The 19371-nt window shown below is 46.9% G+C and carries 20 protein-coding genes, 1 tRNA gene, 1 pseudogene and 1 riboswitch; of the genes and pseudogenes, 11 read left to right on the top strand and 11 right to left on the bottom strand.

The annotated features are described in order from the left end of the window. Positions 1–4: 4 nt before the first annotated feature. Complete coding sequence (locus ACYRYY_RS06290) at positions 5–1207, top strand: Kelch repeat-containing protein (RefSeq protein ID WP_460214756.1); 1203 nt, start codon at positions 5–7, stop codon at positions 1205–1207. A gap of 8 nt (positions 1208–1215) precedes the next feature. Beyond that, on the top strand, positions 1216–1500 hold the full coding sequence (locus ACYRYY_RS06285) for a hypothetical protein (RefSeq protein ID WP_460214755.1): 285 nt from the start codon (positions 1216–1218) through the stop codon (positions 1498–1500). A gap of 122 nt (positions 1501–1622) precedes the next feature. On the opposite strand, the gene ACYRYY_RS06280 is transcribed toward ACYRYY_RS06285, so the two are convergent. The 6 genes and pseudogenes from ACYRYY_RS06280 to ACYRYY_RS06255 all read right to left on the bottom strand — a co-directional run bounded on the left by ACYRYY_RS06280 (position 1623) and on the right by ACYRYY_RS06255 (position 6575). Next, positions 1623–1707 (bottom strand) — tRNA-Leu (locus tag ACYRYY_RS06280). A 71-nt stretch (positions 1708–1778) separates the two neighbouring features. Next, positions 1779–3395, bottom strand: coding sequence for a sodium:solute symporter family protein (locus ACYRYY_RS06275; RefSeq protein WP_460216463.1), 1617 nt, complete (start codon positions 3393–3395; stop codon positions 1779–1781). A 5-nt stretch (positions 3396–3400) separates the two neighbouring features. Beyond that, a complete protein-coding gene (locus ACYRYY_RS06270) occupies positions 3401–3577 on the bottom strand; it encodes a symporter small accessory protein (protein WP_460214754.1) in 177 nt (58 codons plus the stop codon). Between the two features lie 72 nt (positions 3578–3649). Then, the gene (locus tag ACYRYY_RS06265) at positions 3650–4339 is read right to left on the bottom strand and encodes an anaerobic ribonucleoside-triphosphate reductase activating protein (RefSeq protein ID WP_460214753.1); all 690 of its coding nucleotides are present in this window, start codon (positions 4337–4339) and stop codon (positions 3650–3652) included. Further along, positions 4336–4443: pseudogene (nrdD, locus tag ACYRYY_RS06260) on the bottom strand (anaerobic ribonucleoside-triphosphate reductase); the annotation flags it as partial. The pseudogene nrdD and the gene ACYRYY_RS06265, both read right to left, overlap by 4 nt. Before the next feature lie 101 nt (positions 4444–4544). Continuing rightward, positions 4545–6575 (bottom strand): ribonucleoside triphosphate reductase, encoded by a 2031-nt coding sequence (locus ACYRYY_RS06255; RefSeq protein ID WP_460214752.1) that lies wholly within the window; start codon positions 6573–6575, stop codon positions 4545–4547. Between the two features lie 113 nt (positions 6576–6688). Then, a riboswitch (cobalamin riboswitch) is annotated at positions 6689–6898 on the bottom strand. A 193-nt stretch (positions 6899–7091) separates the two neighbouring features. On the opposite strand from ACYRYY_RS06255, the gene ACYRYY_RS06250 reads away from it, so the two are divergent. Then, entirely contained in the window at positions 7092–7454 is a 363-nt protein-coding gene (locus ACYRYY_RS06250) for a helix-turn-helix domain-containing protein (RefSeq protein WP_460214751.1), read from the top strand. A gap of 48 nt (positions 7455–7502) precedes the next feature. Here ACYRYY_RS06250 and ACYRYY_RS06245 read toward each other — a convergent pair whose 3' ends face one another. Continuing rightward, positions 7503–7745, bottom strand: a complete 243-nt coding sequence (locus tag ACYRYY_RS06245; RefSeq protein ID WP_460214750.1) for a hypothetical protein — start codon at positions 7743–7745, stop codon at positions 7503–7505. Between the two features lie 239 nt (positions 7746–7984). Here ACYRYY_RS06245 and ACYRYY_RS06240 point away from each other — a divergent pair, with 239 nt between their 5' ends. From ACYRYY_RS06240 to ACYRYY_RS06230, 3 genes are read left to right on the top strand one after another with little or no spacing between them, the layout of a single operon-like run. Next, positions 7985–9691, top strand: a complete 1707-nt coding sequence (locus ACYRYY_RS06240; RefSeq protein WP_460214749.1) for an FAD-dependent oxidoreductase — start codon at positions 7985–7987, stop codon at positions 9689–9691. A 1-nt stretch (position 9692) separates the two neighbouring features. Continuing rightward, positions 9693–10886 (top strand): class II glutamine amidotransferase domain-containing protein, encoded by a 1194-nt coding sequence (locus tag ACYRYY_RS06235; protein WP_460214748.1) that lies wholly within the window; start codon positions 9693–9695, stop codon positions 10884–10886. Beyond that, complete coding sequence (locus ACYRYY_RS06230) at positions 10879–13602, top strand: glutamate synthase-related protein (protein ID WP_460214747.1); 2724 nt, start codon at positions 10879–10881, stop codon at positions 13600–13602. Before ACYRYY_RS06235 ends, ACYRYY_RS06230 begins: the two co-directional genes overlap by 8 nt. Before the next feature lie 39 nt (positions 13603–13641). Here ACYRYY_RS06230 and ACYRYY_RS06225 read toward each other — a convergent pair whose 3' ends face one another. Both ACYRYY_RS06225 and ACYRYY_RS06220 read right to left on the bottom strand, forming a co-directional pair. Then, positions 13642–14277 (bottom strand): LysE family translocator, encoded by a 636-nt coding sequence (locus ACYRYY_RS06225; protein ID WP_460214746.1) that lies wholly within the window; start codon positions 14275–14277, stop codon positions 13642–13644. After that, entirely contained in the window at positions 14270–14710 is a 441-nt protein-coding gene (locus tag ACYRYY_RS06220; RefSeq protein WP_460214745.1) for an Lrp/AsnC family transcriptional regulator, read from the bottom strand. Before ACYRYY_RS06220 ends, ACYRYY_RS06225 begins: the two co-directional genes overlap by 8 nt. Positions 14711–14951: 241 nt before the next feature. On the opposite strand from ACYRYY_RS06220, the gene ACYRYY_RS06215 reads away from it, so the two are divergent. Genes ACYRYY_RS06215 through ACYRYY_RS06200 form a run of 4 tightly spaced genes read left to right on the top strand, consistent with a single transcriptional unit; the run spans position 14952 to position 17758 of the window. Continuing rightward, positions 14952–15695: a GNAT family N-acetyltransferase gene (locus tag ACYRYY_RS06215; RefSeq protein WP_460214744.1), complete on the top strand. Its 744-nt coding sequence runs from the start codon at positions 14952–14954 to the stop codon at positions 15693–15695. A 4-nt stretch (positions 15696–15699) separates the two neighbouring features. Next, complete coding sequence (locus ACYRYY_RS06210; RefSeq protein ID WP_460214743.1) at positions 15700–16461, top strand: helix-turn-helix domain-containing protein; 762 nt, start codon at positions 15700–15702, stop codon at positions 16459–16461. 34 nt (positions 16462–16495) lie between these two features. Next, a complete protein-coding gene (locus tag ACYRYY_RS06205; RefSeq protein ID WP_460214742.1) occupies positions 16496–16957 on the top strand; it encodes a VOC family protein in 462 nt (153 codons plus the stop codon). Continuing rightward, entirely contained in the window at positions 16958–17758 is an 801-nt protein-coding gene (locus ACYRYY_RS06200; protein WP_460214741.1) for a DNA alkylation repair protein, read from the top strand. Here ACYRYY_RS06200 and cowN read toward each other — a convergent pair. After that, positions 17755–18075 (bottom strand): N(2)-fixation sustaining protein CowN, encoded by a 321-nt coding sequence (gene cowN, locus ACYRYY_RS06195; RefSeq protein ID WP_460214740.1) that lies wholly within the window; start codon positions 18073–18075, stop codon positions 17755–17757. The two genes, ACYRYY_RS06200 and cowN, sit on opposite strands and share 4 nt — an antisense overlap. A 182-nt stretch (positions 18076–18257) precedes the next feature. After that, the gene (locus ACYRYY_RS06190; protein ID WP_460214739.1) at positions 18258–18674 is read right to left on the bottom strand and encodes a CoA-binding protein; all 417 of its coding nucleotides are present in this window, start codon (positions 18672–18674) and stop codon (positions 18258–18260) included. A gap of 69 nt (positions 18675–18743) precedes the next feature. Between ACYRYY_RS06190 and ACYRYY_RS06185 the strand changes: the two genes are divergently transcribed. After that, positions 18744–19367 (top strand): flagellar hook-basal body complex protein, encoded by a 624-nt coding sequence (locus ACYRYY_RS06185; RefSeq protein ID WP_460214738.1) that lies wholly within the window; start codon positions 18744–18746, stop codon positions 19365–19367. The last annotated feature ends 4 nt before the right edge of the window (positions 19368–19371 follow it).

The raw sequence follows: 19371 nt of genomic DNA, 5'->3' as shown, positions 1-19371 counted from the left end.
AGAAATGGCAGTGAATATCACGACAGTAAATGAAAAAGGTGCGCCGCTTTCGGCATCTGAATTTGATGCGAATTTTGTAAATCTAAAAACGGCGGCTGAAGCAAATGAATCTGCCCTTGCTGGCAAGCTCGGCAAAACCGAACAGGCGCTGGACTCGGCAAAGCTCGGCGGCAAATCACTTGAGCAGATTATCCCGCCGTACTCCAACCCGCTTGAAGGTTACGCATCAACAGACCCTGCGGGCGCATTGGGCGGCGGACTGCTTTTCGGCAGTCTGAGCGGCACAAACAAGTGGGCAGGCGGCGTTTTAGCCCCGAACGGGAAGATATACGGAATACCTTTTAGCGCTACGCAGATACTTGAGTTTGATCCATCCACGGGCACAACCAATCTTATCGGCAGTCTGAGCGGCACAAACAAGTGGGCAGGCGGCGTTTTAGCCCCGAACGGCAAAATATACGGAATACCTTTTAACGCTACGCAGATACTTGAGTTTGATCCATCCACGGGCACAACCAATCTTATCGGTAGTTTGAGCAGTGATACTAACAAATGGCGAGGCGGCGTTTTAGCCCCGAACGGCAAAATATACGGAATACCTCTTAACGCTACGCAGATCCTTGAGTTTGATCCATCCACAGGCACAACCAATCTTATCGGTAGTTTGAGCAGTGATACTAACAAATGGGTTGCCGGCGTTTTAGCCCCGAACGGCAAAATATACGGAATACCTTATAACGCTACGCAGATACTTGAGTTTGATCCATCCACGGGCACAACCAATCTTATCGGGAATCTGACCGAAACATCAAAATGGGTTGGCGGCGTTTTAGCCCCGAACGGCAAAATATACGGAATACCTCTTAACGCTACGCAGATCCTTGAGTTTGATCCATCCACGGGCACAACCAATCTTATCGGCAGTCTGAGCGACACAAGCAAGTGGATGGGCGGCGTTTTAGCCCCGAACGGGAAGATATACGGAATACCTTTTAGCGCTACGCAGATACTTGAGTTTGATCCTGCGACTGGCACAACCGATCTTATCGGGAATCTGACCGGATCATCAAAATGGTATGGCGGCGTTTTAGCCCCGAACGGCAAAATATACGGAATACCTTTTAACGCTACGCAGATACTTTGTATCCCATACGGCAATCACGGTAGTCAGTGGTGGGCGTTGAGTGCGTACACCAACAAATTTTAAGGGGGCGGATGATGGAAGTTTTTGAAAAATGGCTTGAAAGGCTTGCGGCTTCAATGACGGATGAAGAGATAAACGGGGCAATTGCGGCGCATCTAACGGAATATGACGATGACGGGAATGTCGCTCATGAGCCTTCGGCAGAGGAGATTGAGGATGTCCGAATCAGGCATTATGCCGCTCTCCGCAGGGGTGCATATGGAAGCTGGCAGGAACAGCTTGATAAACAGTATGCCGGAACATGGGAAAGCCACGTGGCGGAAGTGAAGGCGAGGTTCGGGAAAGGTTCGGAATGATTCGGAACTGTTCAGAAGGGTTTCGAATGTCTGTTTTTTTGCCGTGGTCAATGTAGTCATTTGTAGTCACTCCACTAAAAAAGGGTTTCGGTGGACGATGCGCTGAAACCCTTTATTTATAGTGCCGAGGGGGGGACTCGAACCCCCACAGGATTAACTCCCACAGGTACCTGAAACCTGCGTGTCTACCAATTCCACCACCACGGCGTAGTATAATAAGGAAAGAAATATTATGATTTCCTTAATCCGTTGTCAACAGATAAATCCCTTATTTATGTTTATTTCCCGATGCCGTGAAAGCACTTGTCCAGATGCTCCTTCGGGAGCTGTTTACCTATGAACGCTGTTGCCAGTGTTATCACTGCTGATGCAGGCAGACCTATAACAAGCGGATCGACCGCTGACCATATTGAGCCTGCGGCGAGGGAGTCAACTCCGAACACTGCCTTGCACATCATCATGGGTCCGGAAACCTTTTCATGGACGAAAAACAGCCAGAAAAAGCTGATAAGCGTACCCGCTGTAAAGCCTGTAAATGCGGAGAATTTTGTTACTCTCTTAGAGTATATAGCTCCGAAGTATAAAGGCAGAAATGCAGCGGCGCATATTCCGAAGAAGATTGCCGTTCCCCTTGCGATTATCGCCGTGCCGCCGTCAAAGAAGAGGGGCAGCCCCCATGCGAAAAAATAACTTAGCATAATGGTGAACAGGATGCCTGTTTTTGTTATCAGCACAGAGTTGCCGGTTTTTCCCAGCCATTTTTCATAAATATCTCTGCCTAATGATGTTCCCATTGCATGAAACTGCGAGCTGAGGGTACTCATGGCGGCGGAAAGCATGGTGATTGTGAAAACAGCGGTAAACCACTGGGGCATAGCCTTACTTATATAGAGAGGAATAATCTCCTCAACATTTTTGTTAGCGGCTATGAGGGATATTTTTCCGGCGGTGTCCTCATTCATGTAATAGAAATACACGTTTGATAATGCGCCGACTATAAACGCCACGCCCACTGCCACCAGAACGAATATTCCGCCAATAAGCACCGCACGGTTAAGCTCTCTGTTGCTTTTAACAGTCATGAAGCGGACAATAAGCTGTGGCTGCGCCAGAACGCCTATCCCCACGCCCATAACCATGGTTGTGACCACTGTGACCCAGAACGGGGAACCCAGGGTGGGAAAGGATGTCCAGCCTGTGTGCCCCTGAGAACCGAAGATGTTCACTGCTATATCCGCCATATCTGTAAGTTTCTGATGAGCTTCCACAACTCCGCCCATTTTCCAGTAGGTGAAGAAAAGGAGAATAATCATCCCCGCAAACATCACAGACCCCTGAAAAGCATCAGTGTACATAACCCCTTTCAAACCGCCCATAACGACATAAACGGCAACAATTACAGTGAGAAAGAACAGAGCGGCATTGTAGTTTACGCTTAATATCTGCGCTATGAATTTTGCTCCGCCCATGAGAACCACACTTGCGTAAAGAGGCATTGAAACAAATATAAGGAGCCCTGATAAACCCTGAAGAGTGCGGGACTGAAAACGAAGACCGATAAATTCGGGGAATGTATGTGCGTTAAGGTTAAGCCCCATGACCCTTGTGCGTCTGCCGAAGAAGACGAAGGCGATGAAGACTCCGACAAATATGGTGAGAACAGTAAGCCAGAGAAGGCTCATTCCGAAAACCGCAGCAGCCCCGCCGAAGCCGACAATTGCGGATGTGGAGATGAATGTGGCTCCGTATGACATAGCCATGACAAAAGGGTGTATCTTTCGCCCGGCAACCATGTAGTCTGCGGCGCTGACTGTTCCTTTATATGCCTTTACAGTTAGTCCGCCCACAATGGCGAGGTAAACGATCACCACGAGGGTAAGAAGAGGGAGACTCATTTCCATCAGAGCGTCTCCTCAACTTTTCTTTCCTCTTCGGCCCATTCCTGTTCCTGAAGAAATTCCTCATCAGTCATGTAGCCTTTGTTCCAGTTCATTATTCCGTAAACAATACAGAGTACAGCGCTGGCAAGCATGAGTATAAACCCAAGCGGCACTGCCCATCCTGATAAACCGAGCATGCAAGCCCCCAAAAAAACGAATTAAATTTCGGAAGCTTACATTTTTTGAGAATTTCAGACAATAAAAAACTGTTATTCTCTGATAATAACCTTGGAGAAACAGGACTCAAACAGTGCCTTAAGTGAGTAAAACTCTGCCTTGCTCATGGGAACATTAAACCTTTTGTCCAGAAGAGGGGTTGATTTTTGGAGGAACTGCAACGCCACAGGAACATCTTTTGCGAAATCAGCCAGCCAGAAGAGCGACTCCTCATCGGGCTTTTTCCATGCGGTATAGCGCAGTTCAAAAGGTATTCCGCTGTTTTTCAGTGCATGAATGGTTTTTACAAAAGGCTCTGTGGAGCGTGCTGTGCGGGTCATGTACTCTATATCTTCGGCGCAGAAACCTTTGATATCCACCGCCGCATAGTCCACAAACCTCTGCTCCAGAAGAGGCAGAAGCCTTGCCGGAGCAAATCCGTTTGTATCCAGCTTGATTTTCACACCGTCATTCTTAAGAAAAGATACAAAATCAGCAATGTGATCTGAAAAAAGAGGCTCGCCGCCTGTAACAGCGACGGCCCCTATATTTCTTACAGCCATATAAGAAAAAAACTCAGATGACTTATTTTCCCCTTTTCGGCCTGTTACCAGAAGAGGATTGTGGCAGTATCTGCACCTCAGGTTGCAACCGTGGGTGAAGACAGTGGCCGCCACTTCTCCCGGATAATCTATAAGACTGACGGGCGTAAAGCCGGCAATGAAGAAGTCTGTGTGACTCATTTGGAAACTCTGAAAGTCCCCCTGTTTATAAATTCCTCTTTTTTACCTTCGTTCCAGTGGTTTGTGGGGCTGTGATAGCCCACAACTCTGCTGTAAACGTCGCAAGTTGTGCCTTTTACTTCTGCCATTTCCTTTTCCAGCTCTCTGATTCTCTCAGCTTTTTCCATTATCTGCCTCCTTGCGTTTTTATATTGCCCAAAAGCCGTTAAACTTCGGCTTTGAGTTTCTCAAGTTCCTGAAAAATTGCCGCCTTTTTCTCCTCCGCACAAAGCGGACATTCGGGGTGTTTACCTTTAAGGTAGCCATGTACAGGGCATACGGAAAATGTAGGTGTTATTGTTATATAAGGTATTTTATAGCAGCATGTTATCTCTTTTAAGAGTTTGCCCACTGCGGACGGTTCATCCACTGATTCACCGAGGAAAACGTGGAAAACTGTACCGCCTGTGTAAAGAGGCTGCAGCTTGTCCTGATGATCCAGAACAGCGAAGAGATCCCTCGCCTTTTCCACAGGAATTTGTGTGGAGTTGGTGTAGTAGGGACGCTCAAGGGAACCGGAAGTAATAATTTCAGGGTAATCCTTGATATCACGCTTGGCGAGGCGGTATGAAGTGCCTTCGGCGGGCGTTGCCTCAAGGTTGTAGAGCATGTCGTCATCTTCCTGAAACTGCGCCAGTTTGCCTCTCATGAAGTTAAGGATCTTTTCTGCAAACTCCAGCCCTTCTTTATTCATAATATCCACGCCGATGAAGTTCAGCGCTGCTTCGTTCATTCCTATTATTCCGATGGTGTTGAAGTGGTTTTTCCAGAACTGACCGAATCTCGCTTTTATATCTTCAAGGTAGAAGCGGGCATAAGGGTAGAGACCGTTTTCCGTCAGTTTCTCCAGAGATTTGCGTTTGATTCTCAGGCTGTCTCTGGCAAGCTCCATAAGAGAGGAAAGCCTGTTGAAAAATTCCTGTTCGCTTCCTGCTGTGTAGCCTATTCTCGGCAGGTTTATAGTAACAACGCCGATTGAACCAGTGAGAGGGTTTGCGCCGAAGAGACCTCCGCCTCTTTTGCGAAGCTCTCTGTTGTCCAGACGCAGGCGGCAGCACATGCTGCGTGCATCTTCGGGACTCATATCGCTGTTTACGAAGTTTGCAAAGTAGGGAATGCCGTATTTGGCAGTTATCTTCATCAGCTCCTGAACTATGGGGTGTTCCCAGTCAAAATCTTTTGAAACGTTGTAAGTCGGTATGGGGAAAGTGAATATACGTCCTTTTGCATCGCCTTCCATCATAACTTCCATGAAGGCACGGTTTACCAAGAACATCTCCTCCTGAAACTCTCCGTAGGTTCTGTCCATCATTTCGCCGCCGATTATAACCGCCTCGTCCTTATGGGTTGATGGTACGTATAAGTCCATGGTGAGGTTGGTGAAAGGCGTCTGAAAACCCACTCTGGTGGGTACGTTGAGGTTGAAGACAAATTCCTGCATAGCTTGCTTAACTTCCTTATAGGAAAGTTTGTCATAGGCTACAAATGGTGCAAGATAAGTGTCAAAGTTGGCGAAAGCCTGCGCTCCCGCTGCTTCACCCTGAAGTGTGTAGAAGAAGTTTGCTATTTGTCCCAGTGCTGTGCGGAGGTGTTTGGCGGGTTTGCTTTCAACCTTGCCGGCGACCCCTCTGAAGCCTTTCACCAGGAGATCTTTAAGATCCCATCCGCAGCAGTACACAGCGAGAAGACCGAGATCGTGAATATGGAAATCCCCTTCTGTGTGTGCTTTCTGCACTTCGGGCGGATAGATTTTATTCAGCCAGTATTTTGCTGTCACAGTGGATGAAATATAGTTGTTAAGCCCCTGAAGAGCATAGGTTGTGTTGCTGTTCTCGTTCACACGCCAGTCGCTTCCGCCGAGATAAGTCTCAACTATGGATTCAAAACCCTCCATGCTGTCAGTTATGGAGCGGATGTCTGCACGCTGTTTTCTGTATATGATAAAAGCTTTGGCTGTTTTGGCGTGTCCCTGCTCTATGAGAACTTTCTCTACGTAGTCCTGTATCTCTTCTACGGAGCATGAACCGTAGCGCTCGTAAGCATCTGTAAGTTTTCTTGTAACAATAAGGGAAAGGGCTGCAGCGTTATTTCTGTCTGTTCCGCCGACAGATTTTGCAGCCTTGAAAATGGCGTTTGCAATGCGCTCCTGATCAAACGGCACAAAGCGCCCGTCACGTTTCATAACTTTTTCAAGCATATAATCAAGCCTCCGTAAAATAAGCGTAATTCGATGGAGAGGATGCTTAATAAGTGAAGATTATATGCACAGAAGTATCGTTGGCGTGTAATAATCTCATCCATCCCTCCGATGGGCAGTTATTCCCCGGGGCAGGTATCCTGACTCGCCTTCGTTCTACTTGCTCGGCCTTCCCGTACATCAGACAGTGGCAAAGAAAAGGAGCTTTCGTCCGGCTCACAGTTGCGGGGGCAGCGGCGGATTTTAACCGCACTTCCCTGATTCCCGATGAGCTATTTTGCTATGAAGAGATCGATAAGTCAACCCAGATTTGAGGAAAAGAGATAAAAAAGCTCCTGATTAAAAGACGGCACATCGCAAGCCCGCTTCCTGTATGGAGTTTGGCGGAGGCGGGCATTTGTCAGATAAAAATATAATTATTTTTAGCTCTTATAAGATAAAATTTTAAGTCAAAATGTAAATAATATAGCCTATAAGGTAATATATTGAATCAGTGTATTACTGTATTCTGTAAAGATGAACAGGATCGACTTAATCAGGGGTAACATACTGAAAGCCATAGCCGAATCGGGACAGTCACGATTGAAAGTGACCGAAAAGGCGGGTATTTCCTATCAGCATCTTACCCGTTTTCTGAACAACAACACAGGGGGAGAAATAGGGATAGGCATACTCTGCAGGCTGGCTGAGGTGCTTGATGTCCCTGTGAGCTGTCTTCTGGGTGATACGGATAAAGCAGGCGATTATATCCTGACCGCAGGGGGCAGGCAGCTTCCCGCTGAGTGGGACGGACTGATGAAGGAAATTCTTGCAATGGATGAACAAGAGCAGGACAAGATCTACAGGATGCTGAACCTGCTTCTTGAAGTGATTAAATAAAGAAAGGCGGATGTCCGCACCGGGCGGAAACCCGCTTCTGATTTTCAGTTAATAGTCTATCCCGGCCGCCTGAACACTTTCCGGATCATGGCTGTGGCAGGGGGTTACTCCGTATGTCATGTCGCAGTTGGGGCATTTTGCCTCGAATGTCTCCATGTTGAAGCTTTCTTCGCAGTTTGAGCAACGGATAACCATAGGTGCAGGCATGGGCATTGAGCCGTAACCCATATGTCTTAATTTATCTACCACCTGTTTGCCGTTGTCGAAACTTCCTGAACATCCCTGATGCATTCTGAACCTCTCATTATATATTTTTCCGGCTTTGCCGTAATATTAATCCTGACTTTTCTTTGTTTTGAAACAATACGCTCTCTGCGCTATAATTAACTTGATAGAGATCAAAATATGCAAAAAAAACTTTATCGTTTTAATTTTCTATATTATAGTGTTTTTGTTAGGTAATATTGACAAGTATCATTAGATTATTATTTTAATAACGGTCATAACATCATTTTCTATGGAGGTAAGCATTGAAGAAACTGCTTCCGCTTTACATTAACAGGCTCAGTCCCTGTTACAGCCGTGATCATCTCGGCAATCATGGCTGTTATGCCAGAAACGATATACCAAGATTCCTTCACCTCACGGCTTTAGGCAGGTTTGATGAGGCTTTTTATGTTCTCAAGGAAACAAATCCATTCAGTTCGGGCTGCGGCAGATTCTGTGATCACCCCTGTGAAACAGCATGCAACCGTACGAAATATGATCAGCCTGTGGATATAAAAGCGCTCGAACGCTTCATCTCCGATGCGGGCTATGAAAAAGGCTTAAAACCTGCAATGACAGGAGAAAAGAAGGACAGGAAAATCGCCATCGTAGGCTCCGGTCCCGCTGGGCTTTCTGCTGCTTATTTCCTTGCACGCTGCGGTTACAGTGTGGAAGTGTTTGAAAAACACGAGGTAGCAGGCGGTCTTCTCAGTGAAGGCATACCGGCCTACCGTTACCCCCGTGAGGTTTTCGAGAAAGAGCTTGCCTTTATAAAAGAGACAGGTGTGGTGATACACACTAACTCCAATATAAATAAAGAAAGCTTTAAAGACCTTGCCGGAAACTATGACGCAGTGATAGTCGCCACCGGAGCGCACAAACCCGGAGAACTGGGCATAGAAGGTGAACAGCTTGACGGTGTTGAAAACGGTATAGCATTCCTGAAAAAAGTAAATCTCGGACAGCTTGACGCCCTCGGAATAAAAAAAGGCGAGAAGATAGGCGTTATCGGCGGCGGTTATACCGCAATGGATGTGGTGCGCTGCGCTGTTCGTCTGGGTGCTGAACCCACTATGGTTTACAGGCGTACATCCGCTGAAATGACAGCTCATCAGGGCGAGGTTGAAGAAACAAAACGTGAGGGTGTGAGCTTTAAGTTCCTTAAAAGCCCCCTTAAGATAGAAAAAGACGGCAAAGGGCTCAAGCTCACAGTGCAGAAGATGAAGCTCGGCCCCGTTGACGAGAGCGGACGCTCCAAGCCTGTGGCTGTTTACGGTGAGACAGAGGAATACGCCTTTGACCGCATAGTTCTTGCCATTGGCGATAAACCCGACCTTTTCTTCGTCGGCGAAAAATTCACTGTGGATTTTCCCAGAATGATCTGCCGTGATTTGCCGGAAGATGTTCAGAGTAAAATATTCATCACCGGTGACGCCGCCATGGGCGCCACAGACAACACAGGCATGGTTGTGCGTGTTGTGGGACTGGCGCAGGACACTGTGAAGAGCGTGCGTGAGTACCTCGGTGAAACAATTGAAACTGATAAAGACAGAAAAACCGCTTTCTACAATACACTTAACACCAAATATTTTGAAAAGAGCGGCAGACTCATTGAAGAGACTCTCCCTTTTGAAAAAAGAACAGGCAACTTTGATGAAATAGTGAAAACAGTTGATGCCGACCTCGCACAGCTTATGGCGGGAAGATGCTTTAACTGCGGAATCTGTATTCAGTGTGACTGGTGCTGGCATTACTCAGACGGCAGCCTGATCAAGCTGGAAAGAGAATGGACTCCTGAAAAAGACGCCTTCTACTATGAGTTTCTCACAGAAAAAGTTTGTGATGCCACCTTCAAAAGTGTCGAGGCGTGTCCCAGAGCGGCTCTTAGTATATCATCCGCCGGTTCGGCCGCAGAAAACCTGCGTGAAAAACAGTACATAACCAAAGATGAACTCGAAGGGGGAAACTGATATGATGACAGACGGACTTTCCCGTTCGGGGAATCTGAGCGTATTTGAGTTTTCAGGCGGCGAAGAGGGACTGGCAAGCGGTGCCTGCGGTCTTCTCGGCGTAGTGGGCGATTTCAGCCTCGGCGCTGTTCTCAAGGCGGCAAGGTGTTTGCAGTACAGGGGGCGTGCCGGAGCCGGCGTTACTCTCAAGGGGCTGTATAAGGATACCAACTTCTATAACTTTCACATAATGTTCCGCAGCAAGGACAAAATCAAGGAACTGGAAGAGGTTATCGGAAGCTGGGGCGTGCGTATTCTGGACAAGTTTAACATGGTTCAGAAGAAATACTACTATGACTACGACCTGCCGATCATCATGCACTATGCGGTTGTTCCGCCCTCTGTGGATGAGATGATGTACCGTGAGAAAATGAGCGACGAAGCCTTGTACATGGTACAGATGGTCGGGCGCTTCAATACGGCGTTTAAGGACGATGCCCGCATATTCTCAAGCTCAAAATACAACGGAACATTTCTTACAGCCTTCGAGCTTCAGGATACCATAGATATTTACAACCTCCACCAGTTTGAGGAAAGCTATTACGAGGCGTGCCTCATACACCTCCGCTGGCCAACAAGTAAAGGGCAGGGGCTCTGGTGGGGACCGCAGCCCATATCACTGGGTGAAGTTGCCGGAGCGCACAACGGACACCTCTCCAGTGACGTTTCAAACGCAAGAGCCCTTGAACAGCTTGATATTCACCTCCATGTGGGAACAGACTCCGAAGCTCTGTTTCTTCAGACAGAATATCTGCTGAAAAAAGGTTATTCCCTCAAGGAAATAGAGTGGATTATCTGCCGTAAGTTCCCGCAGGAGCTTGCAAACATGAGCAAAGAGGATCTTGCACGCTACAGGGAGATAATGAGCAATCCCCTCCTTGAGAGGATGAAGATTTCCGGTCCCGCCACGGGTATTGTCCTTGTGGATGACGTCATGGTCGGTCTCACTGACAGAGATCACCTGCGCTCATTCAGCATAGGGATAAACGACAAAGTGGCACTCATGGGGAGTGAACAGAGGGCTGTTATCAGCGCCGCTTACTTCATGAACGAGGAACTCACAATGAGCGACCCCGAAGCGGGCAGGATAGTTGGTTTCGAGGTTAAGGACAAGAAGGTGAAACGCCTTGACTACGGGTGGAAGAACAATGCTTGAATATAAAAAAGAGATAGTAATAAAAAGATCCATAAGATACACGGAACCCGCAGACACAGGTATCTACGCTCAGGGTGCAAAATACTGGGTTAAGGTAACTGACGATGCCGAGGAACCGGGCAGAGGGTGTGTTCACTGTGCAACATGCGTTGAATCATGCACCCACAACTTAACCAAGCCGGAATCAGGTACAGGTGTTTTCAGCATGGAAACCCGCTATCTTGATCCGGACGGCAATCGTGTGGAGCCTGAGGATAAAGATAAGGCGGCTTTTCTGGAGAAGATACTCTGGATAAACCCTGATGAATGCTGTAACTGCAAGAGATGCGTGAAAATGTGTCCCCAGAGGGCGATCAAGGTTTTCCCTAACCCCGATTACAAAGAGGTCGGCGTTACTCTCTCCGGTTCAGAGGTTATTAATAATATAATCAGCCGTGCCGCGGGTAAATCCACTGTCTCAAGCGCACATTTGGGCAAATATCCTTCAAAGCTTGATCAGGACTGGATGATAGATGCTGCGGAGATCCTCTCTCCCCAGCGTGACCACCTGCATGAGTTTGCCGGGCAGATGCGTAAAATGACCCTCGGCAAGCGTAATGCCCGCTTTGTGTGCGATACGCCTATTTTCGATGTTCACCAGAGCTACGGCTCAAGCAGCCACGAAGCGATACTCGCAAGGCTTGCGGCAAGCATCAAGCTGGGCAGACCGTTCTTCACAGGGGAAGGATATATCCACCCTGACATGATGCCCGCTGCCAAGCACTGCATTCTCCAGTTCGGTTCAGGGGGCTATGGTCCGTGGCTTGAGCTTGATAAATTCGCCGGAATCTCAATGAAATACGGTCAGGATGCGAAGAAAGGTAAGGGCGGCAGGCTTCAGGATAAGAAAAACGACTATGAAATAGCCCTGCTCCGCTGTGTTGAGGCACTGCGCCATCTCACTGCGCCAAACCCCCAGCACCTTCAGTATTCAATCGAAGAGCTGCCCATGAGGGTGGAATCTCTCCGTATGCTTCTCGGTGATGACAAGCTGATCGGTGCGGATGTTTACGGCACTGCATGGAACTTCCCTGAAATAGCAGTGGCAATAGCTAAAGCAGGCTTTGACTACATCACCATAAAAGCGGGTGACGGCTCCACGGGGGCGGCTCACTCTGTTGACCTGAAAAACCGTGGTCTGAATATAGTTTACCTCACTCACATGGCTGATCTTGCACTCCGCAGGGAAGGCTTGAGGGAGGAAATATCCGTCATAGCCGAAGGCGGCGTTATGGACAGCTTCCACGCTTTCCTCGTTATGCTTGCCGGAGCGGACTTTGTGGGTATGGGTATGCGTCAGCTTCATGTTCTGGGCTGTACTCTCTGCCAGAGATGCCACACTGGTCAGTGTGCATGGGGAATTACATCACGTCCGTACGGACACAGGATAGATCCTGAAACCGCAAGTGATAACATAGCAAAGCTGATACACAGCTTCCATGAGGATATGGAAGGGCTCTCCGCCGGACTGGGCATGAGTACCCATTCTGATGTGGTGGGTTCACGCCGTTTCCGCTACCACGGAAGTGATCCCCTGCTGTTTGAAACCTTCGGTGAGAAGGACTTTCCTAAGCAGGTGCATACAATCAAGATGAAAGAGAGCAGAAGCAAGGTCTTCAAGCCGGAGAAAGAGGTAGCTGAAGAACTCAAAGACAGGTTTGAAGAAGTTCTGGCAAACATCAAGGGTGACAGCCTCACCATAGATATCGGCTTTGACCAGATAGAAAGCCTTGAGCTTAACTTCATGATGAAGGAAGCCGTCCGCAGAGGCGTTAAAAAGTTCTTCCTTGATAATGTCATGGGGCAGAGGGTCATCGGAACGGGGATCAAGTGTGACGAGATCACCGTGAGGGGACTTGTGGGCAACCACTCATTCGCTTTTGTGCATGGAACAAAGATAAATGTAATCCCTAATCACTCCACTGTGACTACTGTTCCCGCAAATGCTCAGGTGGGTGTTGCCAACACCGCAAACCCCGGCGAAATAAACATAGCCGGAGATGTGAGCGACCTTTTTGCCGCTTATTCCGTCAGCGGAACATACAGAGTGGCAAAGAGCGGCGGTGTCCGCAACCTTCTGCTTATGAAAGCCGGAGTGCCGGAGGAGTGGAAAAATATCGATACCGAAAGGTTCGAGAACGCTCCCAAGGACGAAATCCTCCGTGAGCTGATCATGAGGTATCAGCGCAGAAAAGCGGTCAGAAGCAGGATGAAGTGGGCTGATTTTGTGAAGCTCGCCGAAGCCAAGCTCAAAAAACGCAAACCTCCTGTTGTGGTTTACGGTCTGGGCGGCGAGAGACGCATGGGCGACTATTTCATGGAATACGCTCAGGGCGGAGTCGGTGTTGTGCTTAATGTGGCGGATATTCCCAACCCCATCGGCTATTACGTATGCAGCGGCATGACAGCCGGAGCGGCATACATCAGGGGCGAAATACTCCCCGAACAGCTCGGAGCGGGTGTGCGCAAGCTTGACTATCTCACTCCTGAGGACAGAAGCTTCCTCAAAAAGCAGATCGAGGAATTCATAACCCAGTTCAGAAATGTGGATATAGATGCAAACTACAATGCACAGCTTAAGAAGTTTGCAGAGACATATGAAAAAGATCCTGAATTGATTTTTTCAGGCTTCTGCAAAATAATCCCCAAGGCAACAGCCGCACAGAACAACGAATAAAAACCCAATGCCGCCCCTGAACTACATGGGGGCGGCTTTTTATATTCTTTCTTTTTTATAAATCAGTTTAAAGCCGAATATTATCAGAATAATACCCACGCCCAGATTAAGAATATCCAGCATGATTTCCGGCAGAAAAACGCCCATTATGCTTCCCGCCGCTGCTGTAAATGTGAGAAATAATATTGTTGCTGTCACACAGCCTGCGGCGAACATAAAAAGCTCTCTTTTATTCCATCTGTTTTCTGTGATCTGTACAGAAAACATGCCGCTCCAGAAGATTATAGTCAGGGGATTAGATGCGGTTAGCAGAAACCCCTGCATGAAAATATTTGTCCCTGAAATATCTGAAAACAGAGCTGTTTGAGGCAATAGCGACAAGTCAAATGCCCCTGATACTGTGTTTGCCCCGAATAGAATAAGCACGGCAGAACCGGCGAATCTGACAGTATTTCTAACTGACGGACGTCCCAGAAGCGCCGCTGCCCCTGCGCCGGACAAAGCGATGTACAGCGCATCGACAACTGTTATAGCTGAAACAGCATGAAGGCTGCTGAAAAAACCGTATGATACCGATATATTGAACACCAGCAGGCACACGGGTCCGACTGTGAGCTGGAGTACCATGCCGAATTTTAAGCCTTTGAGGAGGGCAGAGGCGTCGTTTTTATACATTTATTTTTTCTTTTATGGATGTCAGCGTCACCACGGTGTTTGATGATGCGACACCCTTTATTTTTTTTAGTTTTTCAGATAAAAAGTCTTCCAGATCTTTTGTATCTTCAACCGAAACTTTCAGCAGATAGTCATACTCCCCCACAACATGATGGCATTCCAGAACACAGTCAAAAGCGGTAATACTTTTTCGGAAACTTTCAATGTTAGCTGTGTGGTCTATATTGACAAATATGAAAACCAGCAGTTTATTACCTGTCTTTTCCCTGTTTATCCTCACTGTATATTCGCTGATTATTCCTGTCTGCTCCATCTTTCTTATTCTGCCTGCAACTGCGGGAACAGAAAGATGCACTTTTTTGCTGATTTCCGATGTTGAAGCTCTGCCGTTTTGCTTAAGCTCGCTTATAATGGCACAATCTATGGAATCCATTTTATCTCCTTATTTTAATATAATAATAGGATATATATGGAATAATGTAAATAATATGGCTGTATTACGATAAATTATAAAGTTATTCAGCTTTTTTTATTTATTTTTTAAATTAAGCATGAGTTTGGAAGCAAAGCGGCTTGCAAATTTTAAAGCCTGATGAATAATACCGATCTTGCTGTTTACTATTGCATTGAATGCTTTTATTTTTGATGTATAAAAACCTATCGGAGAACGGCGGATGGATTTTACATTCCTCAATAAGGATAATATTGATAAAGAGCATATCTGCTGTACCCTTTCAAAAAATCATTCGGCTGAAATTGCTCACAGAAAAAAGTGGCTGAAACAGCATTTTTCTGATGGATTGGTATTCAAAAAACTCCCTGTTCACGGAAAAGTTTTTATTGAGTATGTTCCCGCAGAAAAAGCATGGCGCCCGGTTATCGCAGGCGGGTACATGTTTATTCACTGCCTTTGGGTTTCCGGCAGATATAAAGGGTGCGGAAATGCAAAAGCGCTTCTGAATGAATGTATCAAAGATGCAGAAGGGATGAACGGCGTTGCCGTTGTCACTTCCTCCAAATCGTTTCTCACTGACAAGGCTTTCTTTCTTAAACAAGGGTTTGAGCTATGCGATACAGCCCCTCCTTATTTCGAGCTTCTTGCCCTGCGGTTAAAAAAAGATGCTCCAATGCCTGTATTTACGGAAAAAAGCAAGACTCTCCTAACTGACAGAGCGGAGAATCTGGTTATATATTATTCTAATCAATGTCCTTATTTTGAATCAAATGCCGTGGAGATGAAACAAACTGCGGAAGAAGCAGGATTGAGCGTGTCTCTGATAAAACATGAAACAGCGGATGAAGCGCAGAAATCTGCATGTGCCCATGGAACATTTTATGCTTTCCTGAACGGCAAATTCCTTACACATAAACCTTATACGGCTGAACAGTTTAAAAAACTGCTTGATAAACACAGGTGAAAATATGCTGTCCGTAAACAGGTTTGCTTCGTCGGCAAGGGCGGCGGAGTATGTTGCTGATTACTGGTATTTACATTCAGAGGCACCCGAACCGGTGGAGATAGGCATATTTCCGGACAGTTATTTCAGCCTTATATTTGACATCAACCACCCTGAAAATTCATTCATAGCCGGAACAATGAACTGCTCTCTGAAGAATATCATAAATCCCCATTCCTGTTTATTTGGCGTTCAGATAAAGCCGTTTCTTATCCCCTGCCTGCTGAGAACTTCCGCAGAAAGCTTCGTTAACGGGAGTACACCTGCCGTTTTTACAAAAAATATTGTCCACCGCATATGCGATAGGCTTCGTAAATGCCGATCACAACATGAAATGTCAGAAACTGTTGAGTCTGTTTTGCTGCCCCTGTTTGAGAATCTGAGAGCAGAGAGGGGCGTGTTCCGCAAAATATCAGAAGCCATGCTTAACGGTACTGCTCCTCCAACAGTCAGAGAAACCGCTTTTCACGCAGGGATCTCTGAAAAGCAGCTTGAGCGTTATTTTCTGAAGCACACCGGGCTGGCGGTTAAAGAATACAGTCTGCTCACAGCGTTTGAACGAAGCTGCCGTATGCTGGAAATCGGTGCAGCATCAGTGTCATGCGCTCACTCTCTCGAATTTTATGACCAGTCGCATTTTATCAGGAATTTCCGGCGCTTTTCAGGCATTACCCCAACAGAGTATGCATCTCTGAAAAATGTCGGATTTATACAATACAGCATTTGAATGCCGGAGTATTTTATTGTTTGTGAGGTGAATTATGAAACTTGCTTTAACTGCCGTTTTTGTTAAGAATATGGAAAAATCGAGAGAATTTTATTCCGGCACTCTCGGACTTGAGGAACACATGGACAGCGGAGTACACCTGTCCTACACAAACGGATTTTCACTGTGGCAGGAGGATGCTGCGCTGGCTACGATCGGTTTGGCAAAGACTCCGGCAGAAACAGGCAACAGGTTTGAACTTTGCTTTGAGAGTGAAGGTCTTGATGCCGACTTTGTCCGTGCCGTATCCGGCGGTGTGGAAGTGATCAGTCCTGTTCAGGAACAGCCCTGGGGGCAGAAGGTTTTTCGTGTTTATGATCCGGACAGGCACATAGTTGAAGTCGCAGAGCCTCTGGAGATGACAGTTAAACGGTTTACGGCAGCGGGTATGAGCCCGCAGGAAATATCTGATAAAACCACGATTCCTTTGGATATTGTGAAGCATATGGCGGGATAAATGGATATTGAACAGATAAAAAAACGGAAAGGGGCGGTAAAAACGTCCCTTGTTCCGGCGGAAGTGATTGAACTTCTGAATCAAGGGCTGATTGAGACTGTTAACCTGAATGAAAACCTTATGGTTAACAGCCTTCTCCTTTTTGAGAATGTGAGCCGGGAAACAGGCTTTGAGGCTGATTTGCCTGCGTTGCGGAAAGAGCTTGCCGGGCAGAAGATTATGGCAGTAACAAGGCGGCTGGGGGAAGAGATACTCACAGGCGTGAGATCAGGACGAATTACAGAGCAGCATTACCGGAATCTCTGCACCCATGTTTCCGATACTGTGCGGAACTGGTGTGCTTTTTCAGTCGGTGCGGATGATGCCGACACTGCGGATAAACTTGAGCGTATAAAACCCTTTGCCGATGATTCTCACATGGGCGTACGTGAAATGGCGTGGATCTGCATGAGGGATGATATAGAAAAGGATGTGGAAAGAGCCGTATCTCTTCTTACTTACTGGACAGCGGAAAAAAGTCATTTAATCCGCAGGTTCGCAAGCGAGGTAACACGCCCCAGAGGCGTCTGGTGCAGGCACATCAGCAGGCTCAAGGAAAATCCTGAACTCGGTTTGCCGCTTCTGGAACCCCTAAGGGCTGATAAAGAAAAATATGTACAGGACTCTGTGGCAAACTGGCTTAATGATGCATCCAAAACCCGCCCTGAATGGGTTCGGGAGCTTACTGACAGATGGCTTGCCGAGAATCCGTCAAAAGAAACGGAGAGAATCTGCAAACGTGCGCTGAGGAGTATTTCCTAGCAGCATTCCTGTTCGCACTTTGTCATGGCATGTATGGCTTCCTCATCATCTTTCTCCTCAAAGAAATCCATAAGGAAAGGGGCATTCTTGCACACTATATAGAGCAGTGTCTCTCTGGAATCAAGCTTCGGGTCTCTTTCATAGTATGCCTGCGGAATAAGACTGATGAACTTGTCCCAGAATGCGTTGCTGGTATCGGTTTCCTTGAGAACCCGCAGCAGGTTGTCTACCACGAGGCATGCGTTTTCAAAGCAGTTTATGTTCTTAAAGCTTGTATAGCTTTCATTCACTTTGATATTTTTTCTGCAATCACACATTTGTACTTCCTCCCTTAAATCATTGTGTAAATATACATGACTTTGAGTATTTTTCTACTTTTATCAAAATAATGATTTCGTTTTTTTGTCTTTAACAACAATGAACTGAACGCATGATCCCTAAGAGGGTAAATAAGTAAACGCCCGGGGTCTTCACCCCGGACGCCGGGTTATGTATAAATTTATCTGTTTATCCCAAGACGGAGATATTCTTTGAATATGCATTTATCCATAACAAATGGAATGTTGGCGTATTCCGCCATGCGTTTTCCTTCCTCTGTAATCACTTCTTCCTGAAGCCAGATGAGCCCCGCTTCTCTTCCTATTGCCTCTCTCACCACTTCCGCCGCTGCATCGCTTCTGCGGAAAACATCAACAATATCAGGTTTAACGGGCACTTCCGCCACGCTGTCATATGTGGGGACACCAAGAACCTCTTTTTCCACAGGGTTTACCGGGTAGACTGTATATCCATTTTTCATAAGAAATTTCATTATGCCGTTGCTGGCTCTTTCGGGCTTGTTTGACGCACCTACTATAACCACGGTCTTTGCATTCGTAAGGAGTGATTTCAGCTGGTCATCGGTTAAATTAGTCATGGCTTCCTCCATTATTTTATATATATTATGATCTACATAAACCAGTTAGGTGTCAAGGAAGGATATGAAATGATACAGAGCCTCTACAGCTCATCATCAGCATTGTTGGCTTATTCCAAGGCGCAGGATGCCACGGCGCATAACATTGCCAATGTAAATACGCCCGCTTTTCAGTCCCTTTCTTCCACATTTTCAGAGCTTGCCAATCAGGGCGGAGTTAAGCTTAATACTATCCGCACCAATGAAGGCACAGGTTATGCCATTCCCACGGGGAATCAGCTGGATTTCTCTATAAACGGCAACGGGTACTTCAGGGTTCAGAATGCAGACGGAACTGAAAGCTACACCAGAAGAGGTGACTTCTCAGTTGATGCGGCCGGCAACCTCGTCACGAAGGACGGAGGTATAGTCGCTGAGAATGTTTCCGACGGCGGAAGACTTGAAATCACTGACAACGGAGAAATCTATTCCGACGGCGCATACAGGGGACGGATAGAAGTTGTTGACTCAAACGGCAATCCCATGCCGGAAGGCTCGTTCAGTGTTGAACAGGGAGCCCTTGAGGCATCAGACACTGGTATTGCCAAAGAAATTGTGGGCAGTATGGTTTACCTTAATTCATACAAGTCAAATATCGTCACCACCCAGACTGCGGATCAGATGCTCGGCACTATCATCGACATGATGGCGTAGCCCT

Source organism: Geovibrio sp. ADMFC3 (genome assembly GCF_054687035.1).
Note: the sequence above shows the minus strand (reverse complement) of the source record. Positions and strands in the feature narration are given on the sequence as shown.

Excerpts from the sequence above, each read along its gene's own strand:
- ACYRYY_RS06225 (WP_460214746.1), bottom strand. The coding sequence starts at position 14,277 with ATGTATAAAAACGACGCCTCTGCCCTCCTCAAAGGCTTAAAATTCGGC.
- ACYRYY_RS06270 (WP_460214754.1), bottom strand. The coding sequence starts at position 3,577 with ATGCTCGGTTTATCAGGATGGGCAGTGCCGCTTGGGTTTATACTCATG.
- ACYRYY_RS06235 (WP_460214748.1), top strand. The coding sequence starts at position 9,693 with ATGATGACAGACGGACTTTCCCGTTCGGGGAATCTGAGCGTATTTGAG.
- ACYRYY_RS06250 (WP_460214751.1), top strand. The coding sequence starts at position 7,092 with ATGAACAGGATCGACTTAATCAGGGGTAACATACTGAAAGCCATAGCC.
- ACYRYY_RS06220 (WP_460214745.1), bottom strand. The coding sequence starts at position 14,710 with ATGGATTCCATAGATTGTGCCATTATAAGCGAGCTTAAGCAAAACGGC.
- ACYRYY_RS06200 (WP_460214741.1), top strand. The coding sequence starts at position 16,958 with ATGGATATTGAACAGATAAAAAAACGGAAAGGGGCGGTAAAAACGTCC.
- ACYRYY_RS06245 (WP_460214750.1), bottom strand. The coding sequence starts at position 7,745 with ATGCATCAGGGATGTTCAGGAAGTTTCGACAACGGCAAACAGGTGGTA.
- cowN (WP_460214740.1), bottom strand. The coding sequence starts at position 18,075 with ATGTGTGATTGCAGAAAAAATATCAAAGTGAATGAAAGCTATACAAGC.
- ACYRYY_RS06275 (WP_460216463.1), bottom strand. The coding sequence starts at position 3,395 with ATGAGTCTCCCTCTTCTTACCCTCGTGGTGATCGTTTACCTCGCCATT.
- ACYRYY_RS06285 (WP_460214755.1), top strand. The coding sequence starts at position 1,216 with ATGATGGAAGTTTTTGAAAAATGGCTTGAAAGGCTTGCGGCTTCAATG.
- ACYRYY_RS06190 (WP_460214739.1), bottom strand. The coding sequence starts at position 18,674 with ATGACTAATTTAACCGATGACCAGCTGAAATCACTCCTTACGAATGCA.
- ACYRYY_RS06265 (WP_460214753.1), bottom strand. The coding sequence starts at position 4,339 with ATGAGTCACACAGACTTCTTCATTGCCGGCTTTACGCCCGTCAGTCTT.
- ACYRYY_RS06205 (WP_460214742.1), top strand. The coding sequence starts at position 16,496 with ATGAAACTTGCTTTAACTGCCGTTTTTGTTAAGAATATGGAAAAATCG.
- ACYRYY_RS06230 (WP_460214747.1), top strand. The coding sequence starts at position 10,879 with ATGCTTGAATATAAAAAAGAGATAGTAATAAAAAGATCCATAAGATAC.
- ACYRYY_RS06290 (WP_460214756.1), top strand. The coding sequence starts at position 5 with ATGGCAGTGAATATCACGACAGTAAATGAAAAAGGTGCGCCGCTTTCG.
- ACYRYY_RS06185 (WP_460214738.1), top strand. The coding sequence starts at position 18,744 with ATGATACAGAGCCTCTACAGCTCATCATCAGCATTGTTGGCTTATTCC.
- ACYRYY_RS06255 (WP_460214752.1), bottom strand. The coding sequence starts at position 6,575 with ATGCTTGAAAAAGTTATGAAACGTGACGGGCGCTTTGTGCCGTTTGAT.
- ACYRYY_RS06215 (WP_460214744.1), top strand. The coding sequence starts at position 14,952 with ATGGATTTTACATTCCTCAATAAGGATAATATTGATAAAGAGCATATC.
- ACYRYY_RS06210 (WP_460214743.1), top strand. The coding sequence starts at position 15,700 with ATGCTGTCCGTAAACAGGTTTGCTTCGTCGGCAAGGGCGGCGGAGTAT.